This is a genomic window from Echinicola salinicaeni (genome assembly GCF_014280965.1).
In the GTDB taxonomy this organism is placed as follows: Bacteria; Bacteroidota; Bacteroidia; order Cytophagales; family Cyclobacteriaceae; genus Echinicola; species Echinicola salinicaeni.
Genome location: NZ_JACODZ010000007.1, coordinates 169,728 through 190,630, shown reverse-complemented (window position 1 = coordinate 190,630; position 20,903 = coordinate 169,728). Strand labels below are relative to the sequence as shown.

Genomic DNA, 20,903 nt, shown 5'->3' with positions numbered 1-20,903 from the left:
TGCCCTACTCTTTTAAATGGAGTGATTAGTAGGGGCAAGTAAAGCTTGGAAGAGATGAAATTATTTGATTAGCCCTTTTTTATAGGCATTATTGACAAGTTCAGCAGTGTTTTTCGCCCGAAGTTTATAGAGTAGGTTCTTGCGGTGGGTTTCTACAGTGTTTTTACTAATAAAGAGCTGTTCTCCAATTTCTTGGGTGGTGAGTCCATTCGCTATACATCCCAAGACTTCCATTTCTCTATCGGATAGTTTTTCATTGACCTGCATTTTTCCAGGCTTTTTGATAAAGCTATTGACTAGGGTTTTGCTGACTTCCTCACCCAGATAGGTTCCTCCTGCATGGAGTGTTTGGATGGCTTCTACCAAATCATTTTTTCCCGTATTCTTTAAAATATATCCTTGAGCTCCTGTTTTGAGCATATCAGAAATGAAATGTCTGTCATTATGCATGGATAGGCCCAGAACTTTCAGGGATTTATGGGACTTAAGTAAGGTTTTAGTGGCCTCCACACCGTCCATCACAGGCATGTTAATATCCATGATCACAATATCTACCGGGCTAATATCACAATAGTTGATTGCCTCTTTGCCATTCATTGCTTCTGCAACTACTTTGATACCAGGTATATCAGATAGCATGGCTTTGAGGCCATCTATAAACATTTGGTGGTCGTCAGCAATCAGTACATTGATCATGATATTCTTTTTTAGCCTTGAAATAAAATGAACTTATTCTATTGTTGTTGGAATAAAGCCTAATTTAAGGTTTTTTGAAATAGAAATTACATAAAAGGTAAATAGCGAAAAATGCTTGAATACTAGTGTAAAATTATAAAAATGCGTTTTTCTGTTGTTTTGAACAGTTTTTTATTGACTAAAGAGAATGGCGTCTCTTGGAAAAATCACTGTTTTCAGGGATGGTATAATCAGTATTAATTGTCAAGTTGGAATTTAATATGTTTTATGTCGTGATCAGTGAGAAAAGTTTGATATATGAATGATAGAATGAAAATGAAGCTTGTTAGGCTGGGGCTAATTGTTTTGGTCGCACTTTTTTTTGGGGCTTGCTCCAATCCTACTTATAGGGTGTTTTATAAGCCGATCAAATTTGATGAGGAGAGGAGAACACTCACCTTGACATATATGGAAGATCATTATGGTATGGTCCAAGAGGAGCCAAGCATTGTGCCCAAAATGGTTGTTTTGCATTGGACGGCCATTCCAAACTTGGAAAGATCCTACGATGCCATGAATCCTGTGCATTTGCCAGGTAGCCGCAGAGGCATTGCCTCCGCCGGTTCGCTTAATGTTTCATCGCATTATTTAATAGACAGGGATGGTACCATCTTTCGTCAGCTCCCCGATACTATAATGGCCAGGCATGTGATCGGATTGAACCATTGTGCCATTGGGGTGGAAAACGTAGGCAGTGCAAAAGCACCACTGACCAAAGCACAATTGTTAGCCAATGAAGAGTTGGTAAGGCATTTGAAGAGGAAATATGATATAGAGTATGTAATAGGTCATTATGAATATACTGCTTTTGAAGGCCATCCATTATGGAAAGAGCTGGATGAGGGATACAGAACTGTAAAAACAGATCCCGGAGAGAAATTTATGCGAAAAATCAGAAAGCGTTTAGAGGATTTGGAGCTTAAGGAGTCTCCGTCCCTAAAGAAGGAATAAGTTGCTATACTTCCCCTAAAAGGTCATGAAACACATTTTCATGGCCTTTTTTTATGCCGATAAATGGAGTTTTAATGTTTTTTAGATTAATGGTGATTTGATAATATCCCTGTTTTCAGGGATGGAATGCATGGATATTATGGAAAAATTTGAGCAACCAATAGATATGAAAAGTTGTGGACAAATGACAATGGCCCTAAAAGCAAAACAATAATCACAGTTTTTCTACTCCTATTGGGATAAAAAATTCACTAAACTAACAATCAAAAAATGTTAAACATGAAAAAACTTTTACGCTGTTCTTTGGGAGCGATTTGTTTTCTCCTGTTCCATTTTCAGGTACTAGCCCAGACAGTCGATGTTTCTGGTACGGTGACAAGTGCTGATGATGGGACTACTTTACCAGGAGTGAGCATCTTGGTCAAAGGGACTACCAAAGGTGTCTCATCGGACATTGATGGAAAGTATAAAATCGAAGTAAGCCAGGGAGATGTGCTGGTTTTTAGCTTTATTGGGATGATTCCGCAGGAACAAACTGTGGCTAGTGGTGGAACGATAAATGTCGCTCTTGAGGCAGAGGCCAAATCACTACAAGAGGTGGTTGTCGTTGGTTATGGTACACAAAAGAGAAGTGATCTTACTGGAGCAGTATCCACAGTAGACACGAAAGTATTAGAGTCAAGGCCAATTACCGATGTGGGAAGAGGTTTACAAGGGACCACTCCTGGATTGACCATTACTACTCCAAGTGGTCAGATTGGTCAGAATCCTCAAATAAGACTGAGAGGTATGACAGGAACACTGAGTAATTCCGGTGGTGCTCAACCTTTGATCTTAGTGGACAATGTGGAAGTGCCCAACCTTCAAATGATCAACCCTGAGGATATTGAGTCTATCTCCGTCTTGAAGGATGCCGCATCTGCTTCCATTTATGGTTCCAGAGGTGCCTGGGGGGTGATCTTGATCACCACCAAAACAGGTAAAAAAGGTGAAGCGCCTAAGATCAATTATTCCAATAACTTCTCATGGGCAACTCCTACCAAAACGCCAGTTATTGCTCCGGCAGCTGAAGGAGCAGAAATGGCCTTTAAAGCTTTGCAAAGAACCAATCCTTCCACCAACGTATTTGGTGTTGTAGGTATGTATTTCGATGAAGAGGGGATACAGAAAATGAGAGAGTGGGAACAGCAATATGGTGGTCAGAATTTAGGGAATGAAATGGTTTTGGGTAGAGATTTTGAAATCCGTGATGGCAGATTGTTCTTTTATCGTCCTTGGGATGCTGGGGATATGTTCATGAGAGATCGTACACCTCAACAAAAGCATGATTTATCTGTTGCTGGAGGAACTGACAAGACGACTTATCGACTAGGTGTCGGATATCTTGGCCAAAATGGTGTGTTAAAAGTAAATCCGGACGAGTTTAACCGTTATTCTTTGGACCTAAGCGTCAATACTGATGTAACGGATTGGATGGAAGTTAGAGGTAAAGTGCTTTATAGTAAGACGCAGTTTACAAGGCCGTTCTATTTTAGTAGTGAAACATACGATCCTTGGTATTATCTGTTTAGATGGCCAAAGACCTATCCATATGGAACTTATGAAGGCTATCCATTCAGAAGTGCTGTGACTGAGGTTAGTCAGGCAAAAATGAATGAACAAACCACTTCTTTGAGCAGGATAAACCTAGGAACGACAATTCGTCCTGTTAAAGGCTTGGCCATAAACGCAAATTATACCTTTGATTCGAATAATTTCCATGATCACCAAACTGGTGGTGTAGTTTCCGCTTATAATTTTTGGGCAACAGGTGCCAATTTGCAATACGCGCCTTATTCAAGTGCTTCTTATAATCGGGTGATTTATGGCTCTTCATGGAGCAATAGAAATGTAGGTAAGTTATTCGCTACTTATGATAAGCAATTTGGTGATCATACCTTCAAGTTTATGGCCGGTGGTGATATCGAATCCTATGAATACTGGTACCACAGTTCCCAAAGAAGAGATCTGATGGATTTGGATAGAGGTGAACTTGACTTGGCTTCTGGAGATCAGTTTGTAGGAGGTGCGAGAAACCAGTGGGCTACAATGGGGGCTTTCAGTAGGATCAATTATAACTATAAGGAAAAATATTTTTTAGAGTTGAACGGACGTTATGATGGCTCTTCGAGGCTTTCACCAACAGCAAGATGGGCATTCTTCCCTTCTATGTCTGCTGGTTATGTCATCACGGAAGAACCATTCATGGAGCCAGTAACCAATGTGATGTCCTTCTTGAAACTGAGGGCTTCATGGGGAGCCATTGGCAATCAAAACGCCTATTTGAGCGATATATATAGGATCATGGGCTCCTATTCTTCTGGATGGTTAAATGGCAGTAATAACCAATTGACTTTCGGGACACCTGGCGCTTTGCCTTCCTCACTGACTTGGGAGACTGTGACTACCTTGGATTATGGCTTTGATGCTCGATTCTTCCAGGATAAGTTAGGTTTGACCTTTGATTGGTACAGGAGAACCACCAGTGATATGCACAGTGCTGGAGAGGTACTTCCTGCATCTTATGGTACTGGTGCAACTAAACAAAACCTTGGTGAATTGGAGACCACTGGTTGGGAATTGGCCATTGATTATAGCCATTCATTCGGAAATGGCCTAAACCTTAATGCTACAGCCATGCTTTCTGATTTCAAAGAACGCATCACGGAATTTGCAGATAATAAGAGTATATATTCCAACAGAGTGGGGAGGACCCTTGGTGAAATTTGGGGTTATGAAACTGACCGATTGTTTACGGAGGATGATTTTGTAAAAGATGGTAATGGTGACTTATTGTTGGAAAATGGTAAATATGTGATGAAGGAGGGGATACCTTCCCAGTCACTATACGAAAGCGGTTGGTTCTTCTACGGACCAGGTGATGTGAAATACAAGGACCTTGATGGTGATGGGGAAATTACCTATGGTTCCAATACTGTGGAAGATCACGGCGACTTGAAAGTAATTGGTAATTCCACTCCTAGATACCAGTATGGTTTTAGGTTAGGTGGTGACTATAAAGGCATTGATTTCAATTTCTTTATCCAAGGTGTGGGTAAGCGTGATTACTGGGCAAACGGGCCGATTTTCGTGCCTGGATACAGGCCAGGTGAAGCATGGTTTGCACATCAGCTGGACTATTGGTCGCCAGAGAACCCAGATGCCTTCTATCCTAGACCTACCAATCAAGGACAATCTAGCAATAGCAAAAATTTCTTGAGACAGACGAGATATCTTTTGGATATGTCTTATATGAGAATGAAGAATATCACTATTGGTTATTCTTTGCCTCAGTCTCTGATAGGTAAACTGAATATTGACAAAGTAAGGGTTTATTTCAGTGGGGAGAACCTATTTGAATTTGATAATCTTGATTTGCCGATTGATCCAGAAGTGGATTATACCTCAGCAGGAAGCAGGGACTCGAATACATTCGGTAGGGTATACCCTTATAGTAGAAATGTATCTTTTGGTTTGCAGATAACACTATAAAAAGCTGAATCATGAAAATTAAAATATTAAGCATATTATTAGCTGTCGTTACATTGGTGGGGTGTGATGATTTTCTAGAGAAGCCACCATTGGACCAGTTGACAGATGAGACTTATTGGACAAGTGAAGACAATGTCAGGAGTTTCTCCTATGGTTTTTACACGGCCTATTTCAGTGGGTACGGTTCAGGTTATTCTTGGGGGAAATTTTTCTCTGGCCAAAGCCTGAATGATGACTTCGGTCCTAGTAGTCCGCCGCAGTTTAGACAAAATGTCCCAACGGCTGCGACCAGCGGATATTGGACTTTTGCATGGGTAAGGAAAGCCAATATCTATTTGCAAAGAATACAAACAGTTCCTATGGAAGAAGAGGCCATCAATCATTGGTCTGGTGTGGCCAGGTTCTTTAGGGCTTTGGAGTATCATGATTTGGTGAAGCAGTTTGGAGATGTGCCATGGTATGATGAAGAATTAAGCGAGACGGATGAAGCCATGTTGTATAAGCCTCGTGATCCGAGAGATCTAGTAATGGACAATGTACTCGCGGACCTTCAATTTGCTGCTGATAATGTTCGTCAGAATGACGGAACAAGTGGATTGACCGTGAACAGAGATGTGGTATTGGCTTTAATGTCCCGCATCATGCTTTTCGAAGGAACTTGGCAAAAATACCATGAGGGAAATAATGAAAAAGCAAAATCATATCTTGAGGCTGCTAAATGGGCTGCAAATGAATTGATTACTGCAGGAAATTATTCTTTGGGAGATTATAGGGAAGTTTTCACTTCTCTTAATTTGTCCAACAATTCCGAGGTGATCCTTTATAGACATTACGAGCCAGGTTTGATTACACATGCTTTGAACAGTTATAATAACAAGGAACCACAGACTGGTGTATCAAAAGATGCTGTGGAGGCATATTTGGCCAATGATGGCTTGCCAATAGGAATCTCTCCAAATTATCAAGGGGATAAGGGCATTGATAACGTGATGGCCAATAGAGACGGAAGGATTTATGGGACCTTGGTTTCTGATGAATTGAGACTAAATGGTATTTTACCTAACTATAGTACAACAGGCTATGCTACGCTCAAGTTTTTGAATGAAGAAATCAAAGATGAACCAGAAGGAAGCTCCAATTTGAACTATACTGATTCTCCAGTATTGAGGTACGGGGAAGTATTGATGAATTATGCAGAAGCAGTGGCTGAATTGGCGACAGTTGGCGGGCCTGCATTGACCCAAGCAGATTTGGACATGTCTATTAATGTGCTGAGGGATCGTCCGGGAGTTGAGATGCCTCACCTAATGTTGGTTGGGATGGATCCTGCGGTAAATGGAGTAGCTTATGATGACCCTTCAAGGGATCAAAGTGTGCCTGCAATTATCTGGGAAATCAGAAGAGAAAGAAGGGTTGAGCTAATGATGGAAGGTTTCCGATTGGATGATTTGAAGCGTTGGGAAAAACTGGAGTACACCGATACAGAGGCAAATGAAAATATCAACAGAGGAGCTTGGATAGATAAAGCTGACTACCCTGGTCTGCAGAGTAGTGTGACCCTTACTGAGGGTGAAACAGGATATATCATTCCTTCTACTGCTGCCGCTTCGCAAAGGAGATTTGAAGATCCAAAAGTCTATCTTGATCCAGTGCCTTTGGATCAGATTACCCTTTATGATGAGCATGGAGTGACATTGGAACAAAACCCCGGATGGGAAGAGTAAAATACTGATTTGTTAGAATGTTTGTTTGGTATGCCCTTCTTTTTGTTATGAAAAGAGGGGCATTTTTCAGATTTTTACTAAGTATGAAATTAGTTAAAAGCTTATATGGTAATGGATTATGGAGAAGAAATCTTGTTTTCTTACTTCCTTGTTTACTTTTTGCTTACCCTATATTGGCGCAGTCTGAAAATAATTTCATTTATTCCCATGGGGCTATTATCCGGGGTGATCAAAGCCAAAAACAAATTGCTTTGGTGTTTACCGGACATGAATATGCTGAGGGGGGAACGGTAATTCTGAATACCTTGGCAGAATATCATGTGAAGACCTCATTTTTCTTTACTGGAGATTTTTACCGCAATCCGGGTTTCCAGCACCTGATCAAAAAGATTAATAATCAAAATCACTATTTGGGAGCTCATTCTGATCAGCACCTCCTTTATTGTGATTGGATAGATAGGGACAGCTTGCTCATAGACAAGGCTGTATTTATAAAAGATATTAAGGACAATTATCGGGAAATGTCCAAAAGGGGGATTTCTCCCCAAAAAGCCACCTACTATTTGCCTCCTTATGAATGGTATAATGAAACCATTAGCAAATGGACCCAAGAAATAGATCTACAATTGATTAACTTTAGTCCAGGGACAAGGTCAAATGCTGATTACACCCATCCAGGCATGTCCAATTATCTTAGTAGTGAGGAGATTTTTAAAAGTATCATGAGTTATGAAGAGGAGGAAGGAATGAATGGGTTTATCCTGTTAATGCATATTGGTGTTGGGCCGAAAAGAAAGGATAAATTTTATGACTTGCTTCCCGTGCTGTTGGAGCAATTACAAACTAAGGGGTATCAATTTGTCAAGATTGATCAATTATTGAGGTCATCAAAAAACTAAAAATAACCATGCTGAGCTTATTACTAAATCTATTAATGTTAAATTCCTTGATTTCCCATGAAAAGGAGGTAGATATTCATATCCGGATCAATCAATTAGGGTACTTGATTGAGGATACCAAATCAGCAGTGGTATTTAGCAAAAGCCCCATTCGTGAAAAATTTGAGCTGGTGGACAATGATGAGGGTAATGTGATTTTGCAATTAAAGGCGGAAAGAAACAATGCAGAGAGTTGGGGGGAATTTGAGTATTACTATACACTTGATTTTTCTGAAATAGAGGTAAAGGGAGAATATAGAATACAAGCAAAGAAAAGTAGGGCAAGTTCGACTGTTTTTAGCATAGGTGATGCCTATGGAAATCATCAAGAAAGTTTGTTGGAATTTATGCGTCAGCAGAGGTGTGGATATAACCCTACCCTGGACATGGTTTGTCACCAAAGAGATGGAAGGTCTTTTTACGGGCCACTGCCAGACAGTAGCTATGTGGACGTAAGTGGTGGTTGGCATGACGCTGGTGATCAACTTAAATACCTGATAACATCCAGCTATGCAACGGCACATATGTTAATTGCTTATGAGATGTATCCAGAAAGATTTGATGATCAATTTAATGCTTTGGGACAGGCTGGTAATAATGGAATCCCTGATATACTGGATGAAGCAAAATGGGGATTAGATTGGATCTTGAAGATGCACCCCGCAGCGGATCAACTGTACCATCAGGTTGCTGATGATCGTGACCATAAGGGATTCAAAATCCCGGATGAGGACAATTCAGATTATGGCTGGGGGGCAAACAGTTATAGGCCGGTATACTTTGCCACTGGTAAACCTCAAGGACTACAAAAATATAAAAGTGAGGCGACAGGAGTAGCCAATTTGGCGGGCAGGTGTGCTGCAGCAATGGCATTGGCTGCCAGGATCTGGAAGGAAGATTTGGATGATCCAGTTTTTGCAGAAAAATGTAAGCAGGCTGCCTTAAGCTTATATGCTTTAGGGAGAGAGAAGGAAGGTTACCAGCAAGGGAATTCCTATTCTGCCCCATACCGATATAATGAATCCACTTGGGCAGATGATATGGAATGGGGAGCAGCGGAACTTTATAAGACAACCAAGAAAGATGAATATTTGGAACAGGCAAAAGCCTATGCCTTGAAAAGTAATACAGCCGATTCCTGGACAGTGGTAGATTCTACGGATCATTATCGGCTATATCCTTTTATTAATATGGGCCATTTTGTGCTACATGATTTGGTCGAGGAGCCTTTTAAAAAGGAATTGGAAAACTATTATCTAAAGGGAATAAAATACACTTTGCAAAGGGCCAATAAAAATCCTTTTGAAGTTGGGGTGCCTTTTATATGGTGTTCCAACAATTTAATGACCGGGTTAATTACCCAAATAATATTATATGAAAAAATGAGTGGGGACCAACAATTCAGTGCTTATCTGGCCAAGCAAAGGGATTGGCTGTTTGGAAGAAATCCTTGGGGAACTTCTATGTTTTCAGGTATTCCTAGTGATGGGGAGTTCCCTGAAAAAGTACATACCAGTCTTTATATTTTGTTGGGCTTGGAAGTGCCGGGAGGTTTGGTGGACGGTCCCATATATCGCTCCATTTATGATAGTTTGATTGGTTTGCATTTGGAGGAGTCAGATAAGTTTGCAGCTTTTCAAAATGAACATGTAGTCTATCATGATGATATTGGAGATTATAGCAGTAACGAACCCACAATGGATGGAACTGCAGGGGCTATATTGATGATGACCCACTGGAGTAGATAGCGTAATTCGCCATGTCGCACTTCGACTCCCTGTCCTCCGGAAGGCGGGCGCTCAGGGTGACATGGTAAGAGCCGCTCAGAGTGATTTATAAGCTGGTATTCAGTATATCCCTTTAATTTTATTTAAGGTAATACGAAGGTGTCATTTGATAAAGATAGGCGCTTTATCATCGCGAGCGGACCTGTCTAACCACCAGGTAGAGTCGAAGGGATTATTAGAAAATGAAATAGTTAACTGATTATAAAATGAAATACAATTTACTAAAAAGAGGATTCCTAAGCTTGTTCTTTGCGGGCATTGGACTTCAGGCTATGGGGCAACAGGATTCAGTCACTTCCAAAATCCCTTTTTTAAAGCAAGAAAGTCATTGGGCCGATTCGGTTTTCAAGACCCTGAGCCCTGAAGAAAGAATTTCGCAGTTGATCATGATTCCCGTTTATTCCAATAGAGACAGGGAGCATGAGGATTCTATAGCTAGTTTGGTGGAGAAATATAAAGTAGGTGGCTTGATATTTTTTCAAGGAGGGCCTGGTAGACAGGCTAGCATGACCAATCGCTATCAACAGATAAGCAAGGTTCCCATGATGATTAGTATTGATGCCGAGTGGGGCTTGGGGATGCGTTTGGACAGTACCATGAGTTTTCCCTATCAGATGGCTTTAGGTGGAATAGAGGATGAAAGTTTGATTTATGAGATGGGAGGGGAGATTGCTCGGCAAGCCAAGCGTATCGGTGTCAATGTGAATTTTGCCCCAGTGGTGGATATCAACAATAATGCAAACAATCCTGTAATTGGATTCAGGTCCTTTGGAGAGGATAAGGAAAATGTGACCTCCAAAGCCATGGCTTATATGGAAGGGATGCAGGATGAACATGTCTTGGCCAATGCAAAGCACTTTCCAGGTCATGGAGATACCAATGTGGATTCCCACTATGGCTTGCCGCTTATCAGTTTTTCTAGAGAGAGACTAGAGGAAGTGGAATTATATCCTTTCAGGAAACTCATGAAAAATGGATTGGGTAGTGTAATGGTGGCTCATATGAATATTCCTGTTTTGGATGATACCCCAAATTTGGCCTCTACTCTTTCCAAGCCAATTGTAACCGATTTGCTCAAAGGAGAAATTGGTTATGAGGGATTGGTGTTTACTGATGCATTGAATATGCAGGGAGTGGCGAAGTTTTACCCTCCTGGGATAGTGGATGTGAAGGCACTACTAGCAGGTAATGACATGTTGCTGAACACCATGGATGTGAAAACCACCATAAGTGAAGTTAAGAAAGCCATTGAAAATGGAGAGATCACCCAAGAAGAAATTGACCGTAGGGTGATGAAAGTGTTAAAGGCCAAAGCTTGGTTGGGATTGGATGAGTGGAAGCCAGTTGATATGGAGGGGATTTATGAAGATATCAACAGTTCAAAAGCCCAAAACCTCAATAGAAGGCTGGTGGAGGCTTCCATCACTTTGCTTAGGAATAATGAGGAAGTATTGCCAATCAAGGGACTTGCTGAGGAGAAGCTGGCGTTTTTGGCCATTGGAGCGGAGGAAGAAACTGCCTTCCAAAAAGGCTTGTCCCGATATGTGGAGGCCGATGAGTTCTTCCTTTCCAAAGAAGCTGGTCTAGAGGATCTGATTGAATTGAAGAAGAAATTAAAGCAGTACAGTAAAGTTATAGTAGGAGTACATAATTTAGGCTTAAAAGCAAGTGTGAAGAATTTTGGGATTACAGCAGAGATGAATGTATTTCTCAAAGAACTGATCCAAGAAGTCCCTACTATTGTCAGTGTGTTTGCCAATGTTTATAGTTTGGACAAATTTGAAGGTATTGAAAATGCTGATGCTTTGATTGCCACTTACCAAGAATCAGATTTGACCCAAGATGTGGCTTCCCAGATTATTTTTGGAGGAGTAGGTGCCAAAGGTAAATTGCCTGTAAGCATTTCTTCCCATTTTAAAATCGGCGATGGACTAAGTACTAAAGGAGGGTTTAGATTTTCCTATGTGGAGCCTGAGGCAGTAGGAATAGACCGAGATGATTTGGATGGAATAGCAACATTCGTGGAAGAGGCCATTGCTGAAAAGGCTATTCCCGGAGCTACAGTATTGGTAGCCAAGGAGGGGAAAGTTTTTTACCATAATTCTTTTGGTTACCACACCTATGAAAAAGAGGTGCCAGTAAATGATGATGACCTTTTTGATATGGCTTCAGTTACCAAAATCAGTACTTCATTGGCCGCTTTGATGAAATTAAAAGGTGAAGGGAAATTTGATGAGAACAATACCCTGGGGACCTATTTGCCTATGGCCAAGGGAAGCAATAAAGAAGATTTGGTTTATACGGATATACTTACCCATCAAGCAGGATTGAAGTCATGGATCGCTTTTTGGCAAAGCACGGTAAAGAAAAACGGGAAATTTAAATGGGCGACTTTCAAGGATCATCAAAGCAAAAGGTTCCCGATAAAAGTAGCAGATAACCTATACATACACAGAAAGTATGCGGATAAGATCTACAAGGAAATAATGAATTCTCCTGTAAGTCCTGAAAAAGAATATGTTTACAGTGACCTATCATTTATTTTGGCACCTAAGGTAGTGGAAAGTATTACCGGTGAAGACTTTGAGTCTTATTTAAAAGAGGGGATTTATAGTCATTTGGGAGCGAGTACTTTAACTTTTAATCCTTATAAAAATTATCCTGCAGATCGTATTGTCCCTACAGAATATGATAGTTTGTTCCGAAAGCAATTGTTATCTGGGACGGTTCATGATGAGGGGGCGGCTATGTTAGGAGGTGTCAGTGGGCATGCTGGATTATTTGGTGATGCCAATGACCTGGCCAAGTTGATGCAGCTATACCTGAATGATGGTACCTATGCGGGCGAAACTTTGATCAAAGGCAATACGGTTAGCGAATATGGGAAGTGTAAGTTTTGCCCAGACAATTATAGGGCGCTTGGATTCAACAGGCCTTCTAAGCCAGGAGATCCAGATGGAAATTCAGCGCCAAGTGCACCTGAAAGCAGTTTTGGTCATACTGGATTTACAGGTACTTATGCTTGGGTAGATCCAGAAAACGAATTGGTCTATATATTTCTTTCCAACAGGGTATATCCTACACGAGAAAACACCAAACTTTATAAGCTAAATACCAGAACCAATGTGATGGAAGTTGTTTATCAGGCTTTGAAGAAATAGAATAAGGAACAACCATAAATTCGAAAATCATGAAAAAGTTACTGGCATTGCTTCTGGTGATGCAGCTAGGGACAGTTTATGCCCAAAATTTCAAGTTTGCTTTTGTGACAGATACACATATCAATGATGCCAATCCTATTCCGAGTGAGGATTTGAGATTGACTATTGATGATATAAACAGCTTGGAGGAAATTGATTTTGTTCTGCTCACTGGAGACATCACTGAAATGGGGACGGATTCGGAGATTAAAATGGCTTTTGATATCATTAGTCAACTGAATGTTCCATTTTATATCATACCAGGTAACCATGATACAGGATGGTCAGAATCAGGAGGAGTGAGTTTTATCCGTGAGTTTGGTTATGATAAGTTTGCTTTTGAGCATAAGGGGTACAAATTTATCGGAACTGCTTCCGGACCCTATGTGAGGATGTCTGATGGTCATATCCCAAGGGATGCTGTGGTGTGGATGGATTCAGTTTTGGCGGCCACTCCAAAAGATCAGCGAATTATTAATGTGAATCATTATCCACTGGATAATAGCTTGGACAATTGGTTTGAACTGACAGACAGACTGAAGGAATACAATGTGCAATTTTCTATTTGTGGCCATGGGCACCGGAATAAGAATTATGACTTTGAAGGAATACCTGGGGTCATGGGGAGGTCAAACCTTAGGGCAAAGGATGAAGTGGGTGGTTATAATATAGTGGAAATCAAAGATGATATGGCCTATTTCTCTGAGAGGACACCTGGACTAACTACCCTAGATCCTTGGAGAAAGGTAGCATTGGGAGCTAGGACTTTTGAGGATGAAAATTTTGAAAGGCCAGATTTCAGTATTAATGAAGATTTTCCAGGTGTAAATAAAAGGTGGAGCTATCATAGCGATGCGAATGTGATCTCAACTCCACTGGTAACTGATGACTTGGTGGTGTATGGCAATAGCTTAGGAAAAGTTGAAGCCCTTTCCAGTCTGACTGGTGAGCTGAAGTGGAGTTTTCAAACAGGTGGAGGGATATTTTCTTCACCTGCAAAGTATAAGAAACAGCTCATTGTTGGATCTGGGGATGGTTTTGTTTATGCATTGAGTTTGAAAGATGGTCAGGTCATTTGGAAAACTAAAACAGGGGCTTCTGTGCTTGGTTCTCCTGTTATAGAGGATGGCAGGGTTTATATTGGAGGCAGCGATGGTCAGTTCCGAGCATTGGATGCTAATGACGGAAAAGAGATTTGGGCATTTGAGGGGATAGGAGGGCCAGTAGTTAGCAAGGCTTTGGTGTACAATGGCAAAGTTTATTTTGGCGCTTGGGATAAGTATTTCTATGCCTTAGACCTAAAAGATGGAAGCTTAAGCTGGAAATGGTCCAATGGTTCCCCAAATAGAATGTATTCTGCTGCCAGTTGCATTCCAGTAGCTCATGACGGAGTGGTCTATATTGTTGCTCCTGATCGTTATGTCACTGCCCTCAATGCAGAGAATGGAGAGGAATTTTGGCGAAGTAATGAGGCAACTGTCAGAGAATCAATTGGGATTTCTGAAGATGGAAATTGGGTTTATGGAAAGACCATGAATGATGAAATTGTAGCATTTAAAACTGGCAAGGAGAAGGCTGAATTGGCTTGGCGTATGGATTGCGGTTTTGGATATGAGCATGTTCCATCCATGTTAATTGAAAAGGGTGGAAACGTGTATTTTGGCACCAAAAACAGTACTGTTTATAGCATCAACCCTAAGTTGAGAAAAATCAATTGGGCTCATAAGGTTGACAACTCAATGGCCAATACAGTGAGTGTAATTGATGGCCATTTATTGGTGGTGGCTACTATGGATGGAAAAGTTGAATTGTTAGAATTTTAAGGAAATAATACAATGATAGGAAAGCATAGAATTTTAAGGATTGCAGCAATATGCCTGATTGGAATAGTTGGATATTCCTGCAGTAATAGGACTAAAGAAGAGAAAAGCCAAGCCGAAGAGAAAACATCAAATAGTGTGATTATTGGTGCCGAGCGGCTTTTTGAGGAAGATTACTTTCCTTTGATAGCGGATAAGAAGGTGGCCTTGGTTACCAACCATACTGGATTATTGCCTGACGGAAGGCATCTGGTAGATGTACTTTATGAAAATGAAGAAGTTGATTTGACCTTGCTTTTTGGTCCTGAACATGGGATTCGTGGAGAGGAAGATAGTCACGTAACCGATGGGATAGATAGTGGGACAGGTTTGCCCGTTGTGTCATTATATGGAAAAGTAAGGAAGCCCAGTGCAGAGATGTTGGAAGGGATTGATGTAATTGTTTTTGATATCCAGGATATAGGGGCCCGCTTTTATACCTATATAGCCACCATGAACCATGTTTTAGAAGCTGCTGCAGAAAATGATATTCCATATTTGGTATTGGATAGACCCAATGCCATAGGAGGTGTTTATGTCGATGGGCCAGTGGGAGAACACCAAAAGGAACCTGTTGTGGGAGTAGACCAGTTGCCGGTTGTTCATGGCATGACCGTCGGGGAGCTGGTTAATATGTTCAATGAAGAAAGGGCAAAGAAAGAATTAAAAAAGGCTGATTTAACTGTGGTGAAAATGGAGCATTATGACCGAAATAAATGGTATGATGAAACCGGACTGCCATGGATCAAACCTTCACCAAATATGTTGACCCTTACGACAGCAGCCCTTTATCCCATGACCTGTTTATTGGAAGGTACCAATATGTCCGAAGCTCGTGGTACACTGCATCCTTTTGAGCATATAGGTGCTCCTTGGGTAGATGGAGAGGCCCTCGCTGACAAAATGAACAGTTATCAATTGGAAGGGGTAGCATTCAGTTCTAGTCAATTTATGCCAGAAGAAGTCGTAGATGGGATTAAGATTTACCCGCCGAAGTTTCTGGGTGAGGAATGCGGAAGTGCATTTATTCAGGTCAGTGATAGAGAGAAATTTGCTTCTGCCCAAGCGGGGGTTTATATGATGAAAGCTTTGTACGAATTATATCCTGAAAAATTGGAATGGAAAGCAGCTAGGATGGATCGTCTCATGAAAACACCATCAATTAGGGAAGGTATATTAAATGGAGAAAATCCAGCGTCCATTATTCAACAGTGGGAAGAAGGTTTGGCATATTTCAAAAAAGTCAGGTCAGGTTATTTGCTTTACTAATGAGCTTATATGATTATCCGTTTTAACACCAGTAAACTTATTTCTCACAGCCTGTCCAGATTTATCGGGAGATTCCATGGATCTACACAGATTTAAATTAGTATTTCTTAGAGATATGTATTCTCTTAATAGGGAATGTTTTGAATGGTAAAACTTACTGGTGCAATTGCGGATATACATATAAGCTTATTTCATTATATTAATAAACAAAAAACTCCGCTGATATTTTCAGCGGAGTTTTTTGTTTATAAGAAGTTTGGCCTGTCAAGCTTTTGGCCAATTCGGTAAGCAGCATTCATTAGTCCTACATGGCTATAAGCTTGGGGGAAGTTGCCCCATTGGGAGCCTGTTTTGTGATCTACATCTTCAGAGAACAGCTGAAGGTGATTACAGTATTTGGTCAGTGTTTCGAAACCTTCTACGGCTTCATCCAGCCTGTTGACACATGCCAGTGCTTCAATATACCAGAAAGCACAAATCAGGAAAGTAGTTTCAGGTACCCCAAAGTCATCCATATGCTTGTATCTGTAAAACAGGTAGTCTTTTGCCAATAAATCCTTTTCTAGCATTTTTAGGTGATTATTGGCTCTTTCGATATCATTGCCAAAATATCCCATGGTGATCAGTTGCAAGGTGCTGGCATCCATGTTTTTGGTGCCTATAGCCTGCGAATAGGCTTTCATTTCTGGCACATAGCAGGCTTCGATTTTTTCAATGGCTTTTAGGCGTAAATCTTCCGCCTTGGCCCTCATTTTATCATCCCCCATTCTATCTGCAATTTTGATAGCAGCACAGCTGCCCGCCCAATGGAAGATAAAAGTATAGCAATGTTCCTGAGCAAGGTTCCTGAATTCCCATAAGCCAGCATCCTTTTCATTCATTGTTTCCTCTATCTTGTCCAATAGATTGTAGATGAAAGGAGCAGAGTGGCTTTTTTCGGATTCTATAAATCGTTTATCTGCGTAAAGAGGCAATAAACTTACCAATACTTGACCATAAAGGTCGTTTTGGATATGAGTGTATGCTTGGTTGCCAAATCGAACAGGCTGATTGCCTAAATAACCAGAAAGGTTGCTCAATTCTTCTTCCAATAGTGCTGATCCAGTGATGGAATACAGCGGCTGGTACCTGCCGTTGGCATTAGTAGGAAGGTTTTGAATGTATTCAAAATACCGCTCTAATTCTTGGAAATGTCCAAGGGAATTGAAAACATTCAGCGTATAATAGCTGTCCCTGATCCAGCAATATCGATAATCCCAATTCCGGGTAGATCCTGGTGATTCGGGCAGACTTGTTGTAGAGGCTGCGATGATCGCTCCTGTATCCTCAAACTGGTGGATCTTTAAAGCGAGTGCTGAGCGAACGACCAGTTTCTGATAGAAGTGGGGAATACTGGTGGACTTGATCCACTCCCTCCAATATTGGGTAGTAGCTTGAAGGAACCTTTCTGCGGTACTTTCTACTGGAGCTTCTAAAGGTTGTCCATAGGTGAAAAACAGGTATATAGGCCTCTGTAGCCTAAACGCCATGTCCTCCATAATATAGTTTACCGAGCAATTTGCGGTCAGTCGTACTTGCTGTTCTGCCCCGAGATATTCGATGTGGTTACTGCTCATTGAGGGCTTCAGAAACTTTTCTCCTCTATTGGTTACAGGTTTACAGTTGATTTTGACTTTGGGCTCTCCCATGATAGGTACTATTTTCCTTACCAACATCAAGGGTTTATGATAGCGGTCAAAATTATGGAACCTTGGGGCAAAGTCTGTTACTGAATAGGCCTCCTCTCCATTGTCCAGGGTGATGGTTGTTTTGAGGATATTGGTGTTTTCTAGATATTCCTGATCTGAGGTAAAACTACCTTTTTCAGGAAGCACATTGAACTCTCCTCCTTTTTCCTTATCCAGCATGCTGCCAAATATGAAATCACTGTCAAATCTTGGAAAGCACAACCAACTTATATTGGTGTTTTTTTCAATGTGGGCGATGTAAGCACAGTTTCCGATTAGTCCGGTACCGTAATGATGCGTTTTATTCATAATCAATAGTTGAATGGTATAAAAAGTGAGCGGCTATTCTGGAATAGCTTTGAAGATAAGAAAAAAAGGAAAGTTGAAAAACACTATTTTGGCATTTTTTGCACTGCTTGCGAATAAATAGGTTAATAAATAGGCTGGTTTTATGCAAAAAATGAAACTGCCCATAAATCTAGGATTTATGGGCAGGGCTGTGGTTTTTCTATCTTTTCCCTTCAAATGGAACGTAAACCACTTTTTTGGTTTCGAAGAATTCTTCTTTGAAATAGTCATCCAAATGATAGGTCACATATGAAATATCCAGTTCTTCCATTTCTTCATCTACTTCTCCACCTTTCAGGTAAAGGATGCCATTTTGGAATTCGTTAAAATCTTCTTTTTTAAACTTTCCTTTTACCCAAGGGTAGAAGTTGGCCATCCGGGTCACTGCCCTGCTGACGATAAAATCATATTTTCTGGCTAAGGATTCTGCGCGGACCTGTTGGGCTTCAACATTGCTCAGTTTTAGGCTTTTGGTGATATCTTTGACCACGGTGATTTTTTTGCCTATTGAATCTACCAAATGGAAGTTGGTGTCAGGAAAGAGTATGGCCAAGGGAATGCCAGGGAAACCACCGCCTGTACCAATGTCCAGCACCCAGGTGCCTGGTTCAAAATTCATGACCTTTGCGATTCCCAAAGAATGTAGGACATGGTGAATGTAAAAGGAATCCATGTCCTTTCTACTGATTACATTGATTTTTTGGTTCCAATCCCGGTAAAGGTCCCCCAAGGCAGCAAACTGTTCTTTTTGTTTGTCCGATAGATCAGGGAAGTATTTTAAGATCAGGTCTAATTCCTGGTTCATAGCCTTTGTTTGTTATTTGCACTTAGAATCAGGCAAAGATAAGGCTTTCGCTTTAATGATGATAATAAAGGTGTTGGCAATAGCAGCCAAATGGATAAACAGGAAAGTTAAGTCAAGAGAGGTAATATAAAAGGCTGCTTTGGATTGCAAATCTAGAGCAGCCTTTTGTCTTGTATCTAATGTCTTATTTCTCCAATCTCAATCATCTAAATATGTTTGTCTTTCCCTTGGGCAATTTCATAGAGCAATTCCCTTGACCTGTGCAACTGTGCCTTTACAGTTCCTAGTGGTTTGTCCAGTTCTTGGGCAATTTCATCATAGGAAAGCTCATCGAAATACCTCAGTTTTACCAGTTTCCTGTATTTGGCGGGAAGCTTGTCCACAAAAATCCTGACCATTTCTATCCTTTGGCTTTTGATGAACTCATCCTGAGGATTATTGTCATCATCTTCCACGTCTATATTGACAGAATTACCCCCGTCATCGGTAAGGGTATTGTTCAAACTCATGGTCTTGAGTTTTTTCTTCCGGATAAAATCAATGGTATTATTGGTAGCAATCCTAAAAAGCCAGGTACTAAAAGTATAATCCTTTTTGAATTTATGCAGGTTACGGAATGCTTTGGCAAAGGCTTCCATGGTCAGGTCTTCAGCATCGTCTGCATCACGGATCATTTTTAGGATCATGAAGTAGACGGCCTTCTTGTACCGTTTCATTAAAGTTGCATATGCTTGCTGGTCTTTTTGATCTACTGCTTTGTCAATTAAGTCAAAATCTTCTAGCGCTTTGTCTGAGAACCCTCTTTCGTTTATTTCCATCTAACTGTTTTTGATAGGTAACCTTTTGCCCCAATAATCCAAAAATAACTTAAATACATTAAATCGAAAAACATCGTCCAGAACACTTTTTGATGTCCTTCAATTTTCTTTATCGCATTATTGATCGCAGAAAATTGGAGTATTGCCCTTATAATTATAATACTGATAATTATGGCAATTGGTTCCCATTGCCGAACAATACCCAACAAAGCTATTGCTGCAGTCCAAAAAAACAAATGACTAATCGCATAAATGCCTATTTTAGCTTTATCAGTGGTCTTATAGTATTTTCCAGTTTGAAAATGCCTCTTTTTCTGGATATAATATTCCTTAAATGTCTTCTTGGGAATAGAACGAGTAATGCTTTCCGGATGTATCACCACAGAAGTGTTTTTTCTTCCGGCGTATTTATTTACATAGAGATCGTCGTCTCCCCCTAGTATCTTCCAGAGATCTTTGAAGGCTTTTTGATCCATGAAGAATTGTCTGCGATAGGCCAGGTTTCTGCCTACCCCCATAAATGGGGCTTTCCATAGGGCAAAGGAAAAATACTGGATGGCTGTAAACCAGGTTTCATATTGGATAAGTGCATTTAGAAAGCCCTTAGCTTTTTCATAGCCACCATAACCTAGGGCGAAAACTTTATTTTCGTTTCGGATAGGCTGGGTCATTCTGCGGATCCAATTTTCGGAGGCGGGACAACAGTCCGCATCTGTAAGTAAAAGCACATCATATTTTGCCACTTTTATACCAAGCGTGAGCGCATATTTTTTTGGCGTGACATGCTCAGGGGTATAATTGACCGTAACCGTTCTGAGTCTGGGGTAATCAGACATCAATTTTTCCAGCAGGAACCTGGAATCATCATTTGATCGGTCATTGACTACCAATACCTCATATAATGGGTAATTTTGTTTGAATAGCTCAGGGATGAGTTTTTTTAGGTTTTCTTCTTCATTTCGGGCTGCTATAATAATACTGACCCCTTCTTGGTTTTGGTGCAAGTCGGGGCTGGGTTTCGCTTTATAAAAGAAGCTTAGCCTTCCATAAACAAAAATTAGATAAATAAATTGAATTAATGTTGCTGCCCCTAAAATGAGCCACAGAAAATTGATGATCATGCGTTGTTTAGTTACAACGTAAAGATAAAATCAAAAACAGCAACTCTTTTAAGGATAAGCTTATATTTTTGTGCTTGATTTGATAACTAA

At 40.6% G+C, this 20,903-nt stretch carries 13 protein-coding genes; 8 read left to right on the top strand and 5 right to left on the bottom strand.

What is annotated here, in order from left to right:
- Positions 1 to 60: 60 nt before the first annotated feature.
- A complete protein-coding gene (locus tag H7U17_RS14935; protein ID WP_186757554.1) occupies positions 61 to 696 on the bottom strand; it encodes a response regulator in 636 nt (211 codons plus the stop codon).
- 297 nt (positions 697 to 993) lie between these two features.
- Here H7U17_RS14935 and H7U17_RS14930 point away from each other — a divergent pair, with 297 nt between their 5' ends.
- The 8 genes from H7U17_RS14930 to H7U17_RS14895 all read left to right on the top strand — a co-directional run bounded on the left by H7U17_RS14930 (position 994) and on the right by H7U17_RS14895 (position 15,994).
- A complete protein-coding gene (locus H7U17_RS14930) occupies positions 994 to 1,686 on the top strand; it encodes an N-acetylmuramoyl-L-alanine amidase (RefSeq protein ID WP_230981440.1) in 693 nt (230 codons plus the stop codon).
- A 279-nt stretch (positions 1,687 to 1,965) separates the two neighbouring features.
- The gene (locus tag H7U17_RS14925; protein ID WP_230981438.1) at positions 1,966 to 5,217 is read left to right on the top strand and encodes a SusC/RagA family TonB-linked outer membrane protein; all 3,252 of its coding nucleotides are present in this window, start codon (positions 1,966 to 1,968) and stop codon (positions 5,215 to 5,217) included.
- An 11-nt stretch (positions 5,218 to 5,228) separates the two neighbouring features.
- Positions 5,229 to 6,941: a RagB/SusD family nutrient uptake outer membrane protein gene (locus H7U17_RS14920; RefSeq protein ID WP_186757552.1), complete on the top strand. Its 1,713-nt coding sequence runs from the start codon at positions 5,229 to 5,231 to the stop codon at positions 6,939 to 6,941.
- Between the two features lie 83 nt (positions 6,942 to 7,024).
- The gene (locus H7U17_RS14915; RefSeq protein WP_186757551.1) at positions 7,025 to 7,840 is read left to right on the top strand and encodes a polysaccharide deacetylase family protein; all 816 of its coding nucleotides are present in this window, start codon (positions 7,025 to 7,027) and stop codon (positions 7,838 to 7,840) included.
- Between the two features lie 8 nt (positions 7,841 to 7,848).
- A complete protein-coding gene (locus H7U17_RS14910; protein WP_186757550.1) occupies positions 7,849 to 9,627 on the top strand; it encodes a glycoside hydrolase family 9 protein in 1,779 nt (592 codons plus the stop codon).
- Between the two features lie 245 nt (positions 9,628 to 9,872).
- The gene (locus H7U17_RS14905) at positions 9,873 to 12,827 is read left to right on the top strand and encodes a glycoside hydrolase family 3 N-terminal domain-containing protein (protein WP_186757549.1); all 2,955 of its coding nucleotides are present in this window, start codon (positions 9,873 to 9,875) and stop codon (positions 12,825 to 12,827) included.
- Between the two features lie 29 nt (positions 12,828 to 12,856).
- Positions 12,857 to 14,689 carry an outer membrane protein assembly factor BamB family protein gene (locus H7U17_RS14900; protein WP_186757548.1) on the top strand — a complete coding sequence of 611 codons (1,833 nt, stop codon included), beginning with the start codon at positions 12,857 to 12,859 and terminating at the stop codon, positions 14,687 to 14,689.
- A 12-nt stretch (positions 14,690 to 14,701) separates the two neighbouring features.
- Positions 14,702 to 15,994 carry an exo-beta-N-acetylmuramidase NamZ family protein gene (locus tag H7U17_RS14895; protein WP_186757547.1) on the top strand — a complete coding sequence of 431 codons (1,293 nt, stop codon included), beginning with the start codon at positions 14,702 to 14,704 and terminating at the stop codon, positions 15,992 to 15,994.
- Positions 15,995 to 16,239: 245 nt separating this feature from the next.
- Here H7U17_RS14895 and H7U17_RS14890 read toward each other — a convergent pair whose 3' ends face one another.
- The 4 genes from H7U17_RS14890 to H7U17_RS14875 all read right to left on the bottom strand — a co-directional run bounded on the left by H7U17_RS14890 (position 16,240) and on the right by H7U17_RS14875 (position 20,813).
- Complete coding sequence (locus H7U17_RS14890; protein WP_186757546.1) at positions 16,240 to 18,030, bottom strand: glycoside hydrolase family 15 protein; 1,791 nt, start codon at positions 18,028 to 18,030, stop codon at positions 16,240 to 16,242.
- Positions 18,031 to 18,229: 199 nt separating this feature from the next.
- The gene (gene rsmG / locus H7U17_RS14885) at positions 18,230 to 18,874 is read right to left on the bottom strand and encodes a 16S rRNA (guanine(527)-N(7))-methyltransferase RsmG (protein WP_186757545.1); all 645 of its coding nucleotides are present in this window, start codon (positions 18,872 to 18,874) and stop codon (positions 18,230 to 18,232) included.
- A 206-nt stretch (positions 18,875 to 19,080) separates the two neighbouring features.
- Positions 19,081 to 19,692: an RNA polymerase sigma factor gene (locus tag H7U17_RS14880; protein ID WP_186757544.1), complete on the bottom strand. Its 612-nt coding sequence runs from the start codon at positions 19,690 to 19,692 to the stop codon at positions 19,081 to 19,083.
- On the bottom strand, positions 19,683 to 20,813 hold the full coding sequence (locus H7U17_RS14875) for a glycosyltransferase (protein WP_186757543.1): 1,131 nt from the start codon (positions 20,811 to 20,813) through the stop codon (positions 19,683 to 19,685). Before H7U17_RS14875 ends, H7U17_RS14880 begins: the two co-directional genes overlap by 10 nt.
- Between the last annotated feature and the right edge of the window lie 90 nt (positions 20,814 to 20,903).

Excerpts from the sequence above, each read along its gene's own strand:
- H7U17_RS14935 (WP_186757554.1), bottom strand. The coding sequence starts at position 696 with ATGATCAATGTACTGATTGCTGACGACCACCAAATGTTTATAGATGGC.
- H7U17_RS14930 (WP_230981440.1), top strand. The coding sequence starts at position 994 with ATGAATGATAGAATGAAAATGAAGCTTGTTAGGCTGGGGCTAATTGTT.
- H7U17_RS14925 (WP_230981438.1), top strand. The coding sequence starts at position 1,966 with ATGAAAAAACTTTTACGCTGTTCTTTGGGAGCGATTTGTTTTCTCCTG.
- H7U17_RS14920 (WP_186757552.1), top strand. The coding sequence starts at position 5,229 with ATGAAAATTAAAATATTAAGCATATTATTAGCTGTCGTTACATTGGTG.
- H7U17_RS14915 (WP_186757551.1), top strand. The coding sequence starts at position 7,025 with ATGAAATTAGTTAAAAGCTTATATGGTAATGGATTATGGAGAAGAAAT.
- H7U17_RS14910 (WP_186757550.1), top strand. The coding sequence starts at position 7,849 with ATGCTGAGCTTATTACTAAATCTATTAATGTTAAATTCCTTGATTTCC.
- H7U17_RS14905 (WP_186757549.1), top strand. The coding sequence starts at position 9,873 with ATGAAATACAATTTACTAAAAAGAGGATTCCTAAGCTTGTTCTTTGCG.
- H7U17_RS14900 (WP_186757548.1), top strand. The coding sequence starts at position 12,857 with ATGAAAAAGTTACTGGCATTGCTTCTGGTGATGCAGCTAGGGACAGTT.
- H7U17_RS14895 (WP_186757547.1), top strand. The coding sequence starts at position 14,702 with ATGATAGGAAAGCATAGAATTTTAAGGATTGCAGCAATATGCCTGATT.
- H7U17_RS14890 (WP_186757546.1), bottom strand. The coding sequence starts at position 18,030 with ATGAATAAAACGCATCATTACGGTACCGGACTAATCGGAAACTGTGCT.
- rsmG (WP_186757545.1), bottom strand. The coding sequence starts at position 18,874 with ATGAACCAGGAATTAGACCTGATCTTAAAATACTTCCCTGATCTATCG.
- H7U17_RS14880 (WP_186757544.1), bottom strand. The coding sequence starts at position 19,692 with ATGGAAATAAACGAAAGAGGGTTCTCAGACAAAGCGCTAGAAGATTTT.
- H7U17_RS14875 (WP_186757543.1), bottom strand. The coding sequence starts at position 20,813 with ATGATCATCAATTTTCTGTGGCTCATTTTAGGGGCAGCAACATTAATT.